Source organism: Gibbsiella dentisursi (assembly GCF_039539505.1).
GTDB lineage: Bacteria > Pseudomonadota > Gammaproteobacteria > Enterobacterales > Enterobacteriaceae > Gibbsiella > Gibbsiella quercinecans.
In genome coordinates this window covers 1133341-1150409 of sequence record NZ_BAABDG010000002.1, presented here as the reverse complement: position 1 = coordinate 1150409, position 17069 = coordinate 1133341, and the positions used below count along the sequence as shown (strand labels likewise).

Annotated in this window: 12 protein-coding genes; 6 read left to right on the top strand and 6 right to left on the bottom strand. The window is 56.8% G+C overall.

The window, feature by feature from the left end; genetic code table 11:
- Positions 1-63 precede the first annotated feature (63 nt).
- The 6 genes from ABFX35_RS05645 to ABFX35_RS05620 all read left to right on the top strand — a co-directional run bounded on the left by ABFX35_RS05645 (position 64) and on the right by ABFX35_RS05620 (position 6937).
- Complete coding sequence (locus ABFX35_RS05645; RefSeq protein WP_346079736.1) at positions 64-1527, top strand: ABC transporter substrate-binding protein; 1464 nt, start codon at positions 64-66, stop codon at positions 1525-1527.
- 14 nt (positions 1528-1541) lie between these two features.
- Positions 1542-2405 (top strand): ABC transporter permease, encoded by an 864-nt coding sequence (locus tag ABFX35_RS05640; RefSeq protein ID WP_346079734.1) that lies wholly within the window; start codon positions 1542-1544, stop codon positions 2403-2405.
- Positions 2402-3214 (top strand): ABC transporter ATP-binding protein, encoded by an 813-nt coding sequence (locus ABFX35_RS05635; protein WP_346079732.1) that lies wholly within the window; start codon positions 2402-2404, stop codon positions 3212-3214. The genes ABFX35_RS05640 and ABFX35_RS05635 overlap by 4 nt, the downstream gene beginning before the upstream one ends.
- A gap of 68 nt (positions 3215-3282) precedes the next feature.
- A complete protein-coding gene (locus tag ABFX35_RS05630) occupies positions 3283-4653 on the top strand; it encodes an arylsulfatase (protein WP_346079730.1) in 1371 nt (456 codons plus the stop codon).
- Positions 4654-4658: 5 nt separating this feature from the next.
- Entirely contained in the window at positions 4659-5645 is a 987-nt protein-coding gene (locus ABFX35_RS05625) for a formylglycine-generating enzyme family protein (protein ID WP_346079728.1), read from the top strand.
- A 47-nt stretch (positions 5646-5692) separates the two neighbouring features.
- A complete protein-coding gene (locus ABFX35_RS05620) occupies positions 5693-6937 on the top strand; it encodes an anaerobic sulfatase maturase (protein ID WP_346079726.1) in 1245 nt (414 codons plus the stop codon).
- Here the strand turns inward: ABFX35_RS05620 and ABFX35_RS05615 are convergent.
- From ABFX35_RS05615 to ABFX35_RS05590, 6 genes are all read right to left on the bottom strand, one after another.
- Positions 6934-8007: an iron-containing alcohol dehydrogenase family protein gene (locus ABFX35_RS05615; RefSeq protein ID WP_346079725.1), complete on the bottom strand. Its 1074-nt coding sequence runs from the start codon at positions 8005-8007 to the stop codon at positions 6934-6936. The genes ABFX35_RS05620 and ABFX35_RS05615 overlap by 4 nt on opposite strands.
- Positions 8008-8352: 345 nt before the next feature.
- Positions 8353-9810 (bottom strand): metalloprotease TldD, encoded by a 1458-nt coding sequence (gene tldD, locus ABFX35_RS05610; protein ID WP_346079723.1) that lies wholly within the window; start codon positions 9808-9810, stop codon positions 8353-8355.
- Between the two features lie 17 nt (positions 9811-9827).
- Entirely contained in the window at positions 9828-11201 is a 1374-nt protein-coding gene (locus tag ABFX35_RS05605; protein WP_346079721.1) for a TldD/PmbA family protein, read from the bottom strand.
- A gap of 2 nt (positions 11202-11203) precedes the next feature.
- Positions 11204-12457, bottom strand: coding sequence for a thioredoxin family protein (locus tag ABFX35_RS05600; RefSeq protein WP_346079719.1), 1254 nt, complete (start codon positions 12455-12457; stop codon positions 11204-11206).
- Between the two features lie 19 nt (positions 12458-12476).
- The gene (locus tag ABFX35_RS05595; RefSeq protein WP_346079717.1) at positions 12477-14192 is read right to left on the bottom strand and encodes an ABC transporter ATP-binding protein/permease; all 1716 of its coding nucleotides are present in this window, start codon (positions 14190-14192) and stop codon (positions 12477-12479) included.
- A gap of 11 nt (positions 14193-14203) precedes the next feature.
- Entirely contained in the window at positions 14204-16636 is a 2433-nt protein-coding gene (locus ABFX35_RS05590; protein ID WP_346079716.1) for a TonB-dependent siderophore receptor, read from the bottom strand.
- Positions 16637-17069 lie beyond the last annotated feature (433 nt).

The window sequence follows — 17069 nt, the reverse complement described above, 5'->3', positions numbered from 1 at the left end:
ATTATTTTCAAGCATTGAAGACATATTCCCAATTTGCCCACCACCATGAGGAATGAATACTTTATGCACACAGCAAAACTTCAAACCCGAAAACTGCAGGCGCTGCCATGGCTATTTGTCACTGGTATGCTGCTCATAGCCGAACCCTTGAAAGCACAAACCACACTGGATATCGGAATTGGCATACAAAATACCACCACCAATACCGTTACGGCCGGCATTGTCATTCAACAACTCGGTTTACTGGATAAATATTTGCCGAAAACAGGCAAATATAAAGACATCCAATACACCATAAACTGGCAAAACTTCACCTCGGGGCCACCGATTACCAATGGCATGATCGCTGATAAAATCCAGATTGGCATGATGGGCGATTATCCCCTGTTAGTTAACGGAGCCACCGGGGAAGAAACCGGGAATAATACTCAACTGGTGTCGATCATTGCCTACAATGCGTTCGGTAGCGGCAATGGGGTCGTAGTGCCAAAGGATTCGCCCTACCATAGCCTGGAAGATCTCAAGGGAAAAACGGTCTCCGTTCCCTTTGGCTCTGCGGCGCACGGCATGTTATTGCAAGCATTGCAGGCGCGTGGGCTGCCGGAGAATTATTGGCATTTGATCTCGCAATCGCCAGAGGTGGGCAGCACCAGCCTGCAAGAGAAGCGCATTGATGCCCATGCCGATTTTGTCCCTTTTACCGAACTGCTGCCGTTTAGAGGTATTGCCAGAAAAATTTTTGACGGCGCGCAGACCCGTCACCCCACCTTCCACGGCGTGGTCATTCGCAAAGACTTTGGTGAAAAATACCCTGAAGTGGTCGTGGCTTACCTTAAGGCCATACTGGCGGCTAACGCCTGGCTGCGGGATAACCCCCAGCAGGCGGCGGAGAAAATAGCGCAATGGACCAAAACCGATAAAGAAGTGGTTTATATCTTCCTTGGCCCAGGCGGCATACACACGCTGGATCCAACCATTAAGCCGCAGTGGATCAGCGCGCTAAAAAGTGATTATACCGTCCTGAAAAAAATCAATAAGGTAAAAACCCTGAATATTGATGGCTGGGTAAACGATCGTTATATAAAGCAGGCCTACCGGGAAACGGGGCTTAATTATGGTAGCCAACTTGCCAGCCTGGATAATTACCAGGTAACAGGTAGCGATCCTATTTGCCAAAAACCGATTGATAACCCTAAACAGGCCGGGCAGATCTGGATTAAAAACGGCGATATTATTTCATTTTTTTCCCCCTACTGCACATTGCTTGGCGTAAAAACTTATCAGGCCGAAAAGAAAGACATTGATACCGTTTATCTGGCCGATCATGCCCTTGGCATTAAGGTGTTTGCCAATGCGGCCTATTATGCTGTTAACCACAACAGCACGGGCCCATTGGGCATCGTGCCCTTCCTGTTAAGGGGCGACGCACAAGATTATGCGGCCAAAAATAATGGCCAGGTTGTGGCCTATCAGGATGTATTGCCGTTGATTCCCGCGAGCCATACCACCGCGGCCAGCGGGGGTTAAACCGGAAAATGACCATGCTCGAGAATGAAAAACGCCCGTTGGAAAAACCCGTAGCCGGAAAGAAACAATGGCTGATGCCGGTTTATCACCTACTGCGCAAACAGGGGAAACCTTGGCTTTTCTCCTGCATTTCGCTGGGCGGGCTGTTTATTTTGTGGTACCTGGCCACCGCGTATAAGTTTGAATTTTACATTCGGTTCAGCAATATCCCCACGCCCTTCGCCGTCTGGCAACAGGCGGCCGAGGTGGCCAAATCGGAGACGTTTTACGTTCATATCGCCAAAAGCCTGCAGCGCATTCTGACGGGCTTTGCTATCGCCGCGCTGGCCGGGATCACGCTTGGCGTCCTTATCGGCAGATCCGTTTGGGTCTACCGGCTGGGGATGCCGGCCATTGAGGTCTTGCGGCCCATCCCCGCCATTGCCTGGGTGCCGATCTCTATCATGCTCTGGCCCACCAGCGAATCCAGCATCATTTTCATCACCTTTGTCGGTGCGTTTTACCCGATTCTGATAAACACCATCCACGGCGTACACATGCTGGACGAGGTGTTTATCCGTGCCGGGCGCAGCCTGGGCACCAGCGAGTGGCAACTGTTATGGCATGTGGTGCTGCCAGGCAGTATGCCCAGCGTGTTCACCGGGCTGGAAGTGGGGATGGGCGTCGCCTGGGTCTCTCTGATTGCGGCGGAGATGATCTCCGGGCAATACGGCGTGGGTTATTTCACCTGGGAATCCTATTCATTAGTGAACTATCCCTCAATTGTGTTGGGCATGATCACCATCGGTCTGTTGGGGTTGATATGCAGCGGCGCCATCAGGGCCATTGCCCACTTTGTTTTACCCTGGCGCATCGACATTCACGGGAGGAAACTATGAACGTTAGCCATAAAGGCCGGGTGGAATGCCGCAACGTCGGGGTGGTTTTCGGTGAGGCGGAAGCCCGCACCACGGCGATCGGCGATGTGTCTCTCACCGTGCAACCCGGTGAATTTGTGTCGTTGATTGGCCCTTCTGGCTGCGGTAAATCAACGCTGTTGAATATCGTCGCGGGGTTTACCCAACCCAGCCGCGGCCAGGTCACGCTGGACGGCGCGGCCATCACCAAACCGGGGCCGGAACGGGGCATGGTGTTCCAACAATACTCGTTGTTCCCCTGGCTGACGGTAAGGAAAAACGTGGAGTTCGGTTTGCGCATGGCCAGCATGCCGACGGCCCAGCGCGCGGCCACTGCGCGTACCTTGCTGAGCCTGGCCGGCATGCTGGCATTTGAAAACCACTATCCCGATCAGCTATCAGGCGGTATGAAACAGCGCATCGGCATTGTCCGGGCGCTCGCCACCAATCCCCAGGTGGTGCTGATGGATGAACCCTTCGGCGCTCTGGACACCCAGACCCGCAGCGTGATGCAGGAAGTGCTCACCGCGATCTGGCAGAAATTCAGGCTATCGGTGCTGTTTATTACTCACGATATCGAAGAAGCCATTTTCCTCTCCGATCGTATTTATGTCATGACGGCCCGGCCCGGGCGCATAAAAGCCGAAATCACCGTTCCACTCTCCCGGCCGCGCACGGCGCAAATGACCGATAGCCCCGAGTTCAACACGCTGGTCAGGGAATTGAAAGGGCTGATCCGCGAGGAATCGTTGGCCGCCATGGGAGCCGAATTATCCGAAGGCGGCCCGTAGGGTGCCAAGCCATACACCGACGAGTTTTAACCACGTTTCATTATTAAATCACCAGAAAGGAGCTGAACATGACGGTACGCAAGCCCAACATTTTATTTTTTCACGTGGACAACCTCGGGATGGGAGAACTGGGCTGTTACGGCGGGGGGATCCTGCGCGGCGCAGACACCAAAAGGATGGACGATTTCGCCAGGCAAGGGCTGAAACTGACCCATTACGTGGTTGAGCCGCAGTGCACCCCCACCCGTTCGGCACTGATGACCGGCCGCTACCCTATCCGCTCCGGCAACCATACCATTGCGCTCGGTGGCAATGCCGGCGGCCTGGTGTCCTGGGAGAAAACCATCGCTGAAATCCTGGCAGACGAAGGCTATGTCTCGAGTTGCCAAGGGAAATGGCATATCGGCGCTGAAGATGGCCGTTGGCCGACCGATCATGGCTTTGATGAATGGTATGGCCCACTGCGCACCTATGATGAATGCATGTGGTTGGAGGATCCCCATTACGTGCCGGAACGTGACGGCTATTCCTACATGCACGAAGGCCGTAAGGGCGAAGGCTGTCACCCCATTTTAGATCAGCAGTTAACCCTGCAAATGAAGAAGGACTGCGATCTGGAATACCAGAAGCGCGGCATCGACTTTATGCAGCGCAGCGTGGCGGCAGATAAGCCATTCTTCCTTTACTTCAACCACTCGCTCATGCATTTCCCGATGCTGCCGCGGGACGAGTTCGTGGGCAAAAGCACCAACGGCGACTGGGGCGATTGCCTGCTGATGTTGGATCATGATTTCGGCGTATTGCTGGATCAGTTGGATAAGCTGGGTATTGCCGACAATACCATTGTGGTGATGTGCGGTGATAACGGTGCGGAAGATCATCTGGCTGGCCGCGGCACCGGCGGTTTCTTTGATGGCTCTTATTTCAGTTCAGCGGAAGGCGGGATCCGCACCCCGCTGTTGATGCGCTGGCCAGGGCATATCCAGCCGGGCACCGAGAGCAATGAAATGGTTCACGTCACCGATATGTTTACCACTCTGTTGGGGTTTGCCGGCAGTGAACCACCGAAGGATCGGCTGATCGACGGGATCGATCAACGGGCGTTTTTCCTAGGGGAACAGCCGGTTTCCAATCGGGAGTCCTGCATGGTGTGGTTGAACGATGAGTTGCATGCCGTTAAATGGAAAGATTTCAAAATCAACTTCAAACGGCAACAGCATTTCCACGATCCTGAACTGCCGCTGGGCTTCGCCCGTATTACCCATTTACAGGAAGATCCCAAAGAGCGCGAAGCCGTTAATCAGCGCTATGTGCGGTGGTGGGTGATGCAGCATGCCCATCGGGTGGTGCATGATTTCGAAGAGAGTGTGAAACAGGAAACGGTGATCCCGCCCGGCGCACCGCTCGATTTCGTGCCGCGCAAAACGCCGGCCGAGTAGCCGCCATGAAAATCTATAAACCGGCCGGGGCAATCCCCCCGGCATCCTTAGCAAAGGCCTGTCATGCCGCCCCCGAGCACACCGCAATTGGCCGCCGCGAAGGTATGGTATGGATCCCATCAGGCGAATTCCTGATGGGATCGGAACAGTTTTATCCGGAAGAACGCCCTGTTCGGCGCGTGCAGGTGGCCGGCTTTTGGATCGATCCCTGCCCAGTTACCAACGCACAGTTCGCACTATTCACCAACGAGACCGGCTACATCACGGACATGGAACAGGCGCCCGATGCCGCCCTGTACCCGCAGGCATCCCCCGCGTTACTGGTGCCGGGCTCGCTGGTTTTTACACCACCGGCTGGCCCGGTGAGTTTACAGGACTACCGGGCCTGGTGGGCCTATGTGCCCGGTGCTAACTGGCGCCACCCACAGGGGCCAGAGAGTAGCATTCAGGGGCGGGAACAGCACCCGGTGGTACAGCTCACTTATGGCGACGCCAGCGCTTACGCGGCCTGGGCAGGAAAGGCGCTGCCAACGGAAGAAGAGTGGGAATACGCCGCCCGCGGCGGGCTTGATGGCGCCGCTTACGCTTGGGGAGATGAATTCACCCCCGGCGGCGCCATGATGGCCAACACCTGGCAGGGGCAATTCCCCTGGGAAAACCTGGCGCAAGACGGCTTTGAGGGAACCTCGCCGGTGAAATCCTTTCCCGCCAATGGTTATGGGTTATATGACGTCACCGGCAACGTCTGGGAATGGACCCGTTCGCTTTTTGCCCCTCGATCGGCTGCCGTTAGGAAAAAGCGCTGTTGCCTTCCCTCCAACGGCCTTGCTGCCGATAGCCGTAGGGTGGTGAAAGGCGGCTCACATTTGTGCGCGCCGAATTACTGTCTGCGCTACCGGCCGGCAGCGCGGCAAGGGCAAACGCTGGATACCGCCACCAGCCACATCGGCTTTCGCTGCGTTGCCTATGCCAGGCACACGAGTGAACGTTAGCCGCAAGCTGCGTGCCAGTTCACCCAACGAGGTAAGGAGTTTCAGGCATGACGCATCCCTTTCACCTGATGGCCAAACCCACCAGCTATCAGTGCAATTTGGCCTGTGATTACTGTTTTTATCTTGATAAAGGCATGGGCTGCCTGCCGGCAGGTCGGCCTTTCCGCCATATGGAAGAGAACGTGCTGCGCGCCTACATCCAGCAAAATATCGCCAGTTCGCCGACTGCGGAGGTGGTGTTTGCCTGGCAAGGGGGCGAACCCACATTAGCCGGGCTGGATTTTTACCGCCGCGCACTGGCTTACCAGCGCCAATACGCCAACGGGAAAACCATCCGCAACACCCTGCAAACCAATGGGGTGCTGCTTGATGATGCCTGGGCAGCCTTTTTGGCAGAAAATCAGTTTCTGGTTGGCATATCGGTTGATGGGCCACAGGCCTTGCATGATAAATACCGCAAAAGCCGAGCCGGGAAGTCCGTGTTTCAGCAGGTGATCGGTGCGGTAAAACGGCTGCAACACCACCAGGTGACGTTTAACCTGCTGGCGGCGGTCAATAATGAAACCGCCAAAGCGCCGCGGGAAATATACCATTTCCTGACGCGGGAACTGGGCGCCGACTTCCTGCAGTTTATTCCCATCGTGGAGCGTGACGACCAACGCAAAAGGCCGCCGTTGGGCGAGTTAATCCATCCACAGGCCCTGGGGCAGCATAGCATCACCCCCTGGTCGGTGAGCGGTGAAGCCTACGGGGAGTTTCTGATCGCGGTGTTCGACGAATGGGTGCGGCACGATGTCGGGGAAAAATTCGTGCAGCTATTCGACTGTACCCTGGCCGCATGGGTGGGGGCAGATCCTGGCCTGTGTGTGATGCAACCCAACTGCGGCCGGGCCCTGGTGATCGAACAAAATGGGGATATCTACAGCTGCGACCATTTTGTCTACCCGGAACAGCGGTTGGGAAACATCCTGGTAGACAACCTGGCGGCACTGGTGGACGGTAAACAGCAAACGAATTTCGGCGCGCAAAAATCGGTGTTGCCGCCGGATTGTCGGCAATGCCGCTACGGTTTTGCCTGCCACGGCGGCTGCCCCAAACACCGCATCCTCTTCAAACAGGGCGGCGCGCATAATTTTTTATGCGCCGGCTACCGCGCCTATTTCCAGCATGTGGAGCCTTATATGAACTTTATGGCGCAGCAGTTACAGCTGCGCCGTTCACCGGCCAACGTCATGGCCAACGTTGGCGCCATCGCCGCAGCCCAATATCCCCCAGCCCCACGGGCTGGCTAAAACAAGCGATCCGTGGCCAGCAATGCCTGCTCAATCGCCGCTGGGGCGAGCGAGAAAGGCAAACGGGCGGCGATATCCGCGGAGAACTTCGCTTCGCGCGCAATCGTTGCAAAGGCCGCCGCACGATCGCCCGCCAATGGTGCCAGCGTGAGCGGCGCATCATACTGGCGCAGCAAAGACAGCAGCTTTTGATCTGGCTGCCCGTTGCCGTTTGCCAGCAAAGACTGCACCAGTAAGCAAAAGCCGACTATTTCGCCATGCAGCAACGCATGTACTTCGGGTTGATAGGTCAGCCGGTTGTGGATCACATGCGCCACGCCGGGCACCGGATCTTTACCGCTCATACTATTTGCCAGCCCCGCCAGCGCGATATTGGCGTCAATCACCTTGATCAATGCGGGGGTCACCTGTTGGCGCTGGTTATCGCGCACCGCCGCCGCACCGTATTGTTCGAAGGTATCCAGCGCCATTTTCGCCGCCTGCACTTTAAGACTCAGTGCCAGGCTATCGCTGTCTTTCTGCTGGTAAAGAACATATTCATACCATTTGGCCAGCGCATCAACGATGCCGGCCTTCAGATAACGCGTGTTGCTCTGCGCGATCACTTCGCTGTCCACCAACACCATCAGGGGCATATGGCTTAACATCAGGCGGCGATCCTGGCCGCCCTGCGGGTGGTAGATAATGCTCATCGGCGACCAGGCGGCGCAGGTGGCGGCAATTGTAGGAACCGTCACCGCCGCCACGCCATCCAGCGCATTGGCGACCGCTTTGGCGCAATCCAGCACCCGCCCGCCGCCAATCCCCAATACCAGCTCGGCGCCAAATTGCTGCACACGCGCCTGATGCAGGCTAATGGCAGCGTCGCTACATTCTCCTTCAAAGAAACTCAGTTGGTAGTTTATGCGGTGCGCCTGCAGGCTGGCTTCCAACTGCGGGTTTACCGCCTGCCAGGCATGGGGCGTGGTAAGGATGGCGATGGTGCTAGCGTGCGGCGCAATGTACTCCCCCACGCGGCCAGCCAAGCCAGGCTGCTGCAAATAGATGTTCGGCGATTTTATCGTAAGCACGTGTATACCTGTTTTATTAATGATAAATAACCGGCGTCAACAGCCCTTTCCCGGTGGGGAATAATCAAAACCTTATCGTAAAAATAAAGGCTGCCATGGCGGGGCATTAACCGAATAGCTGTGTTATTCCCAGCATGCTACGAGAAAGGAAAAAATAAGCAACGGCTGAACGGCTATTTCAATTTCGCAAATTTGCATATAGATAGATTAAATTCGGCAATAGAAAATAAAAGGTTTACGGGTTGTGCTGGATCAACGCAGTTATTCGATATCTATAAGCGGCTCATGGCGATGCGATGTTTCTCGGCCTCGCCGGTTGGGTGCCGCAAGCGGCACCTAAGCCGATCAGCCCTGCCGCGTCCCCCCCACCACCAGGTTATCCACTTTCAGCGTCGGCTGCCCCACGCACACCGGCACGCTTTGCCCGGCCTTGCCGCACACGGCAGTACCGTGATCCAGCGCCAGATCGTTGCCGACCATGCTGATTAACTTCAGGGTTTCCGGGCCATTGCCGGTCAGGGTGGCGCCTTTAACCGGCGTGGTGATTTTGCCGTCTTCAATCAAATATGCCAGCGCGGTCTGGAAGCTGTACTGGCCACTGACGATATCCACCTGCCCGCTGCCCAAATCGGCCAGATACAGCCCGCGTTTCACCGAGGCGATAATTTCCTCCGGCGCATATTGCCCGTTGCGCATAAAGGTATTGGTCATGCGCGGCATCGGCAAATGCGCATAAGACTGGCGGCGGCCATTACCGGTAGGCGGCAGCTTCATCAGGCGCGCGCTCAGGCTGTCGTGCATATAACCTTTCAGGATACCGTCTTCGATCAGCGTGGTGCACTGGGCCGGGTGGCCTTCATCATCAACGTTCAATGAACCGCGCTGCCCGGCCACGGTGCCATCGTCGACGATATTCACGCCGGGTTGCGCCACCCGTTCGCCGATGCGCCCGGAATACACCGAGGTGCCCAAGCGGTTAAAGTCACCTTCAAAACCGTGCCCCATCGCCTCATGCAACAGCATGCCGGGCCAGCCAGCAGCAATCACCACCGGCATACTGCCGGACGGCGCGGCGATCGCCGCCAGATTGATCAACGCCCGATGGACGATCGTACGTAACGCAGCCTGTACATGCTCATCCTCGAACAGCGTGAAATCGCCACGCCCGCCGATGCCGCTACTGGCTGTCTCGCGTACGCCCTGTTGTTCAACCACCACGCTCATGCGCAACACCAACATCGGCCGGATATCCGCCGCCTGGTGGAAATCATGGCGCAGAATATAGTTAACCGAATGGGTCAACTCCAGGCTGGCCGTCACCTGCACCACCCGCGGATCAATCGCCCGCGCCATGTGGTTGATTTTCTCCAACAGGCCGATTTTCTGCGCGGCCTCACAGGCCAACAACGGATCGTCGGCGATAAAATTCAGCCGCTGCGCGCGATCGGCCGGCAATGCAACCCGAGCGCGTTTCCCCGGTGCGGCTATGGTTTTGACCGAACGGGCGGCATCCAGCAGATGCTGCTGGTCGATATGCTGGGAATACGCGAATGCCGTCTGGTCTTCTTCCACCGCCCGCAGGCCGAAGCCCTGATCGACATTAAAGGAACCGCCTTTCACCACGCCGTTTTCCATCGCCCAGGTTTCACGGCGCAGGCTCTGAACAAACAGATCGGCATAGTCCACCCGGTGCGCCAGCACCTGATCCATCACCGCCTGTAAATCGGCGTCGCTGATGCCGTACGGTTCCAGCAGTTGCTGTTTCGCCTGCGCCAGATGCAATGTTGTTACTGATTCACTCATGATAAAAATCCTCTGGCTTAGCGCCCCGCCACCTGCAGGCTATCGATTAACACGGAACCGCTGGTCAACGCGCCCTGGGTCAGGGTATCGGCGCCGACGGCAACGATGTTGAGGAATATCTCCGCCAGGTTGCCCGCTACCGTCACACCGTCAACCGCGTGGCGAATTTCGCCCTCTTCCACCCAAAAGCCGCGCAGGCTGCGGGAGTAATCCCCGTTAATCAAACGTGCTCCGCCGCCGCTGAAACTGGTCACCAGCAGGCCGGTATGGAGCTTTTTCACCATGGCGGAGAAATCATCGCTGGCCTGGGTGCGGCTGCTGCGCAGGATCAGGTTGCCCGGCCCGGAACCGTTGCCGGTGGGTTCCATCCCCAGGCGGCGCGCGGCATAGGCGGACAGGAAGAAACCGCGCAGGCTGCCGTTATCCACCACCCTGCGCGCCACCCCGCTGATGCCGTCGCCGTCGAATGCCCGGCTGGCTAACCCCTGCGGGACAAACGGATCTTCCTCAACGCTGATATGCTCGCTGAAAATACGCTGGCCGAGGCGCTCGGCCAGGAAGCTGTTTTTGCGATACAGCGCCGCGCCGCCGGCCGCCTGCACCAGGTGTTCAAGCAGCGACAGAGCGCTGCGCGCATCGAACAGCACCGGGCAGCGGCGGCTGCCGGTCAACGGCGCAACGTCGAGCGCGGCCAGCGCCCCGCTGCCGGCCCGTTGGCCGATCGCCTCCGGCGCCATCAGTGACGGCGCAAGATGCGATTGTGAATACCAGAAATCCAGTTGGCTGCGGCCCTCTTTTCTGGCCAGCGCTTTGGCACTCATCACGTGGCTGGTTTGCCGGCCACCCTCGGCGAATCCCTGGCTGTTCATCAGGAACCACTGGGATTGGCCGCTGCGCACCCAGGCGCCATCGCTGACCACCCCCGCTCCCGCCGACGCAATACCGCTCTCAATACGTTGGGCCAGCGCCTGTGCGCCGGTTTCGTCCACCGCCCAGGGGTGCCACAGATCCAGTTCGCGCGGCGCCTGGCACAGATACTGCGCCGGCGGCAGCCCGGCAAACGCGTCCTCGCCGGTATAGCCGGCAATCCGGCAGGCGGCCTGAACGGTTTCGCTCAGGCGCGCCGGTGAAAAGTCAGTGGTGCTGGTGGTGCCCTGATGCTGCCCGCGATAAACCGTCAGCGCCATGCCGGACTGCGCATCACGGGTGCGCGCCCGCAGCCGGCCCTGGCGCATTTCAATCAACAAGCCGTTGCTTTCGGAGAAAATCACCTGCGCGGCAGAGGCGCCGGCCTGGATCGCCTGCGCGATCACACTGTCGGCCAGTTCCGCCAGTTGCCGTTGGCTATGGGCAAAGGTATTCGCCATGGTGGCCTCCTGGTCATCAGTCATGGTTAAAACTCCGGCGCTTCGGCCAGCAAGCGGTTGAGTTCCTGCTGCATCCGCACTTTCACCGGCAGGAAAAGCTGCGGGATGCTTTGATGGAAAGCGTTTTCTTTAGCGAGGAATTCCGCATTTTCCGCCGCCCACGCCGCCCTGAGCGCCGCGATCTCATCCTGGCTCAGCTTACCCTCTGGCGATTGGCGCTCTTTTTCGTTAAACCAGCCCATGCGTTTACCCGGCGTGGCCCGATCCTCATCACTCCACCCCGAGAGGATCTCCAGGTGTTGGAACTGCGCCCAGTGGATGTTGATCGCGATATGGCCCCATGTATCGCCCTCGGTGGTGACAGGCACCGGCGACAGCAACTGCAACAGCGTGGCGAACATCTGTTCCAGTTGGCGATCCGGCCGTTGATAGCCCTGCCGTAACAACGCCGCCTGTTCGCCCACCGCCGCCCAGGCGCTGGGCGCGGTTTCACGGCCCGCAAGCCGATCGGCGCACAATGCCTGCCAGCGTGCGAGCAACTGCACCAGTTGCGGATCGCGCAAATAGCTGGCCCAGGGCGCCGATGCCTCGCTAAACCACCAGTGCATAAAGCGCAGCGGCACCAGCCGGTAATCCTTGCCGGCGCGCAGCGCCGCGAACAGCGCCGCCATCTGCTCCGCCGTCAGATAACCGCAGATATCGAGCAGTTGCCCAATGGCGATGGGCAACCCGGTGATGCGCTCAAAGGCCTGGCTGTCAGCCTGATGGACCATCGAGGCCGACGTGCTGCCCTTGCCGTCAATCCAGAAACTGCCCAGCCCCACACTGATATCGCCCGCCGCCGCATGGCCAATGGCGCGCTGGGCGATGAAATCGTGCAGCCCCTCGTCGCCATAAAAACTGGCCCAGGCCAGCGCTTCGGTATGCGCCACCGTCGGTTGCGCGCTCACATCCACCTGGTGCCCGGCCAGCCAGGCGTTAAGCTGCCCCTGGGACAGCGCGCCTACCTGCCGCTCCGGCTGCGCGTCTCCCTTGAACAACAGCAGCGTAGGAATACCGCGCACGCCAAAACGCGCCATAACCGCCGGGTATTTTTCCACATCGATCTTGGCCACCAGCAGTTTACCCGCGCTGTTTTTTGCCAGCTTGTCGATAATCGGCGACATCGTGCGACAGGGCACGCACCACGGCGCCCACAGATCGACCAGCACCGGCAATTTCGCGGCGGCCAGGAAGCTATCCAGGCTGGCGTCGGTTAATTCGTTTGGTTTATTCAACATTTGGGATCCTGTCTCGGTGTTAACTGCCCCGTTCGGGCGTCAGGGTAAGCGTATGCTGGTGGAAGTGCTCCAGCTCTTTGCGGTGAGCCACACTGATAATGGTGCTGTTGGGAAGTTGCTCAATCAGTGCCTGGTAGAGCTGGCTTTCCGTTTCCGGATCCAACGCGCTGGTCGCTTCATCAAGGAAGATCACATCCGGGCGATGTAACAGCACCCGCGCCATCGCCAACCGCTGCTGTTCGCCGCCGGACAATACCTGCTGCCAACGATCGAATTGGGTCAGCGAATCAACCCGCTCTGCCAGGCAACAGTCCACCAGCGCCTGGCGGTATTGCTGATCGGTAAAGGTTTCCGGCTCATCGGGATAAGCCAGGGCGCTTTTTAGCGTGCCGACCGGGATATAGCTTTTCTGCGGCAAAAACAGCATGCGCGCCGCCGCGGGGCGGGTGATCTCACCCACGCCAAACGGCCATAGCCCGGCGCAGGCGCGCAGCAGCGTGCTCTTGCCGCTGCCCGAACGGCCGCGCACCACCCAGCGTTCGCCTGCCGCGGCCTGCCATGCCGGCAGGCGTGCAAGCACCGCGCCGTCCGGGCGTTGCAAGGTGACATCCTGGCAGCGTAGCGCCGCGCCGTGGTTTTCCAGCCGGATGCCGGCAGGCTGATCGCGGGCCTTATTTAACGCCCACAACATATCCCGCAGCCGGTTGGCCAGGGCCATCCAGTTGGTGAAGGATTGATAAGCCTGAGGGAAAAAACCAAGCGTACCGAGCACCGTTCCATAGGCCAGGGTAATCTGGGTCATGCCGCCCAGGGTGATTTGCCCCGAGAGCAATAACGGCAGCGCCAACAAGGTCGGCAGCGGTGAAAAGGCCTGGGTGAACAGACTTTGGAAAAACCGCAGCTTAAAGGTTTTGCGCATCATCAGCAGGGTATTGGCCCGTACCCGCTCGAAGCGAGACAGCAGCCGTTGCTCCTCGCGTTCACCACCGCCGAAAAAGGCAATTTGCTCGGCGTTTTCGCGCACTTGCATGCCCAGGAAACGGAAATCCGCCTCCACCGTCTGTTTATTCATATTGACGCCAATCAGCACTTTGCCTAACCAGTGGCTCAGCGCCAGGTGGAGAAATGAATAGAGATAGACGGCAAAGACCATGTAACCGGGGATCGACAATGTCGTGTCCCCCAGGGGGATAGATAACGCGCCGGACAGATTCCACAAAATAACGGTAAACGTTACGGTATTTACCACCACATGGATAATGTTGGTGGAAAGGTTAATGGTGACGTCGGTAAAAAGATTAATATCCTCCGCAATACGCTGATCGCCGTTACTGATTAAATTATCCCGCTCCAACTGGTAATACGCGGAGCGCTGGGTCCAGCGCTCCACATAGCGGGTGGTCATCCAGGTGCGCCAGCGCAGAGTCAAATAATCAATCGCCAATACGCTAATCAGCGGCAGTAATATCGAAATACTACCGATGACCAGGGTTTCCACCATGGTGGTGCTGATTAGCGGCCAATCAAGCGCCACCAACGCGTCGGTTAACTGCCCTTGCAGCTTATTCAAAGCGACATGGGCATAAGTCCCGCTGAAATTAATTGCCAAAATCACGGCAATTAACAATAAAGCCAGCCACTTTTCCGACGATACCCAAAAAGGGCTAATAAGCTGCCATATGCCCGGCCGTTTGCCCTCGCCGGGCAGCGTTTTATCGATTGAATGTTCCGTCATATTTTCCATAATCAGAACGAGTACGTCACAGATAAGCGCGCGGTACGGCCCGGTTTGACGCCGATATAATTCACCGAGGTTGAGTAATAGTAGAGATCGCGATCAAAGATATTGTTCACGCCCAACGTTACCGTGTACTTCGGCTGGTGATAGAAAACGGAGGCGTCGGTTTGCGCCCACCCGCCCATCTTGAAGTAATTATTGGTCGAACCGTTCCAGGTATCGCTGGCCGCCTGCACGCCGATGCCCGCCCCCAGCCCCTGGAACCGCCCTTCCTGCAGTTCATAGGTGGTCCAGATACTGCCGGAATGTTTTGGCTGCGCGGTAACCCTTGCCTGGGATGTCGCGCCAGTAACTGAGGAATTGTCCGGATCCTTAGGCTGAGCAAAGGTATAGCTGGCGGTAATATCCCAGCCCGGCAAGATCCGGCCGTTCAAATCAAAATCGAAGCCTTTGCTCTCCCGCCCTTCCGCACCAACCGCATTACCGGTGATATCGGTCACGACCACGTTTTTCTGCACGATATGGAACGCTGCAGTGGTGATGGTCAGATTATCATCCAATAAACTGAATTTAAGCCCGACTTCCTTTGACTTGCCGGTTGAAGGATCCAACTGTTCGCCGGTAAGGGTATTTATCGTCCCTACGGTCGCAAAACTGTTTAGTAAGTTGGCATAAGCCGTGATTTCCGGCGTGATATCGAAACTGACGCCATAGCTCGGCACCCATTGGGTGACATTTTTCTCTGACGTTTTGGTCGTTGTTGTGCGCAAAGACCATTTAGCCTGTTTGACGGACAGTTGGAAATGCAGCCGATCCCAGAAATCGATCTGATCCTGGAGGATCAGCCCCTTCTGATACTGCAGCATGGTATAGGATTTATAGCTGGGATCCGGGATCGCCGGGAACGAGATGCTGCCGGGATCGTTATAATTAGCGGTGGTGTAAATTCTGCCGGAAGGTAAATCCCAACTGGTGGTTTTCGCACGCTGGAAGTCGTAACCAACCAGAATATTATGGGTCATCGGCCCTATAGAAAACTTACCACGGATATCATTTTGCAGGCTGATGGAGTTCAAATCCTGCTTATTCCCCAGTTCATGGGCGGTTAATGTGCCATCAGAGCTTGCTCCGTACAGTTCATGCAGGCGATAGTTTGTGGTGTTGTCAAGATAGGTCGCCTTGCTGTTAAAGGACCAGTCGTCGAACAAATCCTGGTTCAGTTCGTAATAAACAGTCTTGGCATTAATGGAGAAATGGTTGTCCTTATCGCCCAGGCGATATTCAGGCAGGCGTTGGATACGGCCATTGCTGTACAAGGTGGCCGCCGGTCCGGACGTTCTGCCAGTATTAAACTCCGCCCCGACTTTAAAATTGGTGCTATCCGTCACCCAGGCCAGCACAGGGGCGACATACTCACCGCGTTTACCGTTAAAATCAGGGAAACTGTTATCCGCCCGCATGGTGGAAGCATTAAAACGGTAAAGGAAGGTTTTGTCGTCGTTCAGCGAGCCGCCCAGATCGATGGCGTTTTTCACTTCGCCATATTTTGACACCTCAAATTTATAGGTGTGCAGCGGATCGGCGGTTGGCGCTTTACGCACCACGTTGACCGAACCGGCTGGCGAACTGTTGCCTGCCAGCACCGCCTGAGGGCCTTTTAGCACTTCTACACGTTCAATGCCGTCGATACTGGAATAGCCGGTCGCGCTGCCGTTCACCGTGCTGTTGGGGTTGGAGACGCCGTCGGTCGAACCGCCCGTCACGTTAAAGCCGCGAATATTTATCGTGTTGAGCCCCCGGTTGCCGCCCTGCATCGTGACACCGCCGGCGTTGCGCAAAGCATCTTCCACCGACACAGCCTGACGATCGTCAAGCAGCTTGCGGCTCACCACCTGCACCGACTGCGCCGTCTCTTGCAAGGATAAATTAGTGCGGGTAGCGGTGCTGGACGTCGACGGGTTATACACCGTGGCATCTTCGCTTTGATCCGCGCTGCCAACAACGGTAATGGTCGGCAGCGTTTGCCCGCTGTCCTTTGCCGCCTGCAAATCCGATGCGGCAGCCGTCGGCATTGCCGTGGTAACGGCATCGATGGTCAGCGTGCCGTTAGCCGTCGTGGTGACGGAAAGCGGTGTGCCCTGCAACTGGTGCACGATCGCCTGTTCAAGCGTGAAATTGCCATCAATGGGTTTAGCCTGGTAAGGCGCCACCAGCGTGGGATTGAAAGAAATGGTCTGCTGGCTCTGGCGCGCAATCGTCAGCAGCCCTTGTTCCAGTGAACCGGCCTGCACCGAAAAGTGTATTGGCGTGGCCGCTGCTGCGTAGGCCGCCTGTGGCAGCAATAATGCAACGTTTGCCGCGGCAAAGGTGATATTGATCGCCAACGCCAACTGGCTTGGGCTAAAACGTTTCTTCCAACCACTCTGCAGTGCATCACTCATTAATTCTGCTCCCGGTGAAAAGGCAAATGTTTTGCGACGCCATAGGGTTATGGCTCAGTTAGTTTTCTCAGTGTGTATGTGCAACGGGGGGCGAAATGTGTCACCGGATAGTGAATATTTTTTTGCGATAAATCGTTTTTTTGTATCTAATTAACTAATTCATTTACGTTTTTTTTCGCTAATACGCGTTGCCGTTACGCATTCCACGGCAGGCATGCTGCCCAATAGAGGGGAAAATTACGCCAGCAGCGCACCACGCAAGTGCAAACTGATGGCTTATTGCCCACTCGGCTATCCGTTATTGTGCAATCTCACATTTCTTGTGCTGGGCATATAACAAAAGTTGCCTTAGTAAAGAAAAAAATATACTTATATTCTATAGATATAAGCTAGAGATAAATATTATTGGCTCGTTTATTGCTGGGCAGGTTTG

Coding starts and splice junctions, on each gene's coding strand:
- ABFX35_RS05590 (WP_346079716.1), bottom strand. CDS start 16,636: ATGAGTGATGCACTGCAGAGTGGTTGGAAGAAACGTTTTAGCCCAAGC.
- ABFX35_RS05640 (WP_346079734.1), top strand. CDS start 1,542: ATGCTCGAGAATGAAAAACGCCCGTTGGAAAAACCCGTAGCCGGAAAG.
- ABFX35_RS05625 (WP_346079728.1), top strand. CDS start 4,659: ATGAAAATCTATAAACCGGCCGGGGCAATCCCCCCGGCATCCTTAGCA.
- ABFX35_RS05605 (WP_346079721.1), bottom strand. CDS start 11,201: ATGACTGATGACCAGGAGGCCACCATGGCGAATACCTTTGCCCATAGC.
- ABFX35_RS05630 (WP_346079730.1), top strand. CDS start 3,283: ATGACGGTACGCAAGCCCAACATTTTATTTTTTCACGTGGACAACCTC.
- ABFX35_RS05620 (WP_346079726.1), top strand. CDS start 5,693: ATGACGCATCCCTTTCACCTGATGGCCAAACCCACCAGCTATCAGTGC.
- ABFX35_RS05635 (WP_346079732.1), top strand. CDS start 2,402: ATGAACGTTAGCCATAAAGGCCGGGTGGAATGCCGCAACGTCGGGGTG.
- ABFX35_RS05600 (WP_346079719.1), bottom strand. CDS start 12,457: ATGTTGAATAAACCAAACGAATTAACCGACGCCAGCCTGGATAGCTTC.
- ABFX35_RS05645 (WP_346079736.1), top strand. CDS start 64: ATGCACACAGCAAAACTTCAAACCCGAAAACTGCAGGCGCTGCCATGG.
- ABFX35_RS05595 (WP_346079717.1), bottom strand. CDS start 14,192: ATGACGGAACATTCAATCGATAAAACGCTGCCCGGCGAGGGCAAACGG.
- tldD (WP_346079723.1), bottom strand. CDS start 9,810: ATGAGTGAATCAGTAACAACATTGCATCTGGCGCAGGCGAAACAGCAA.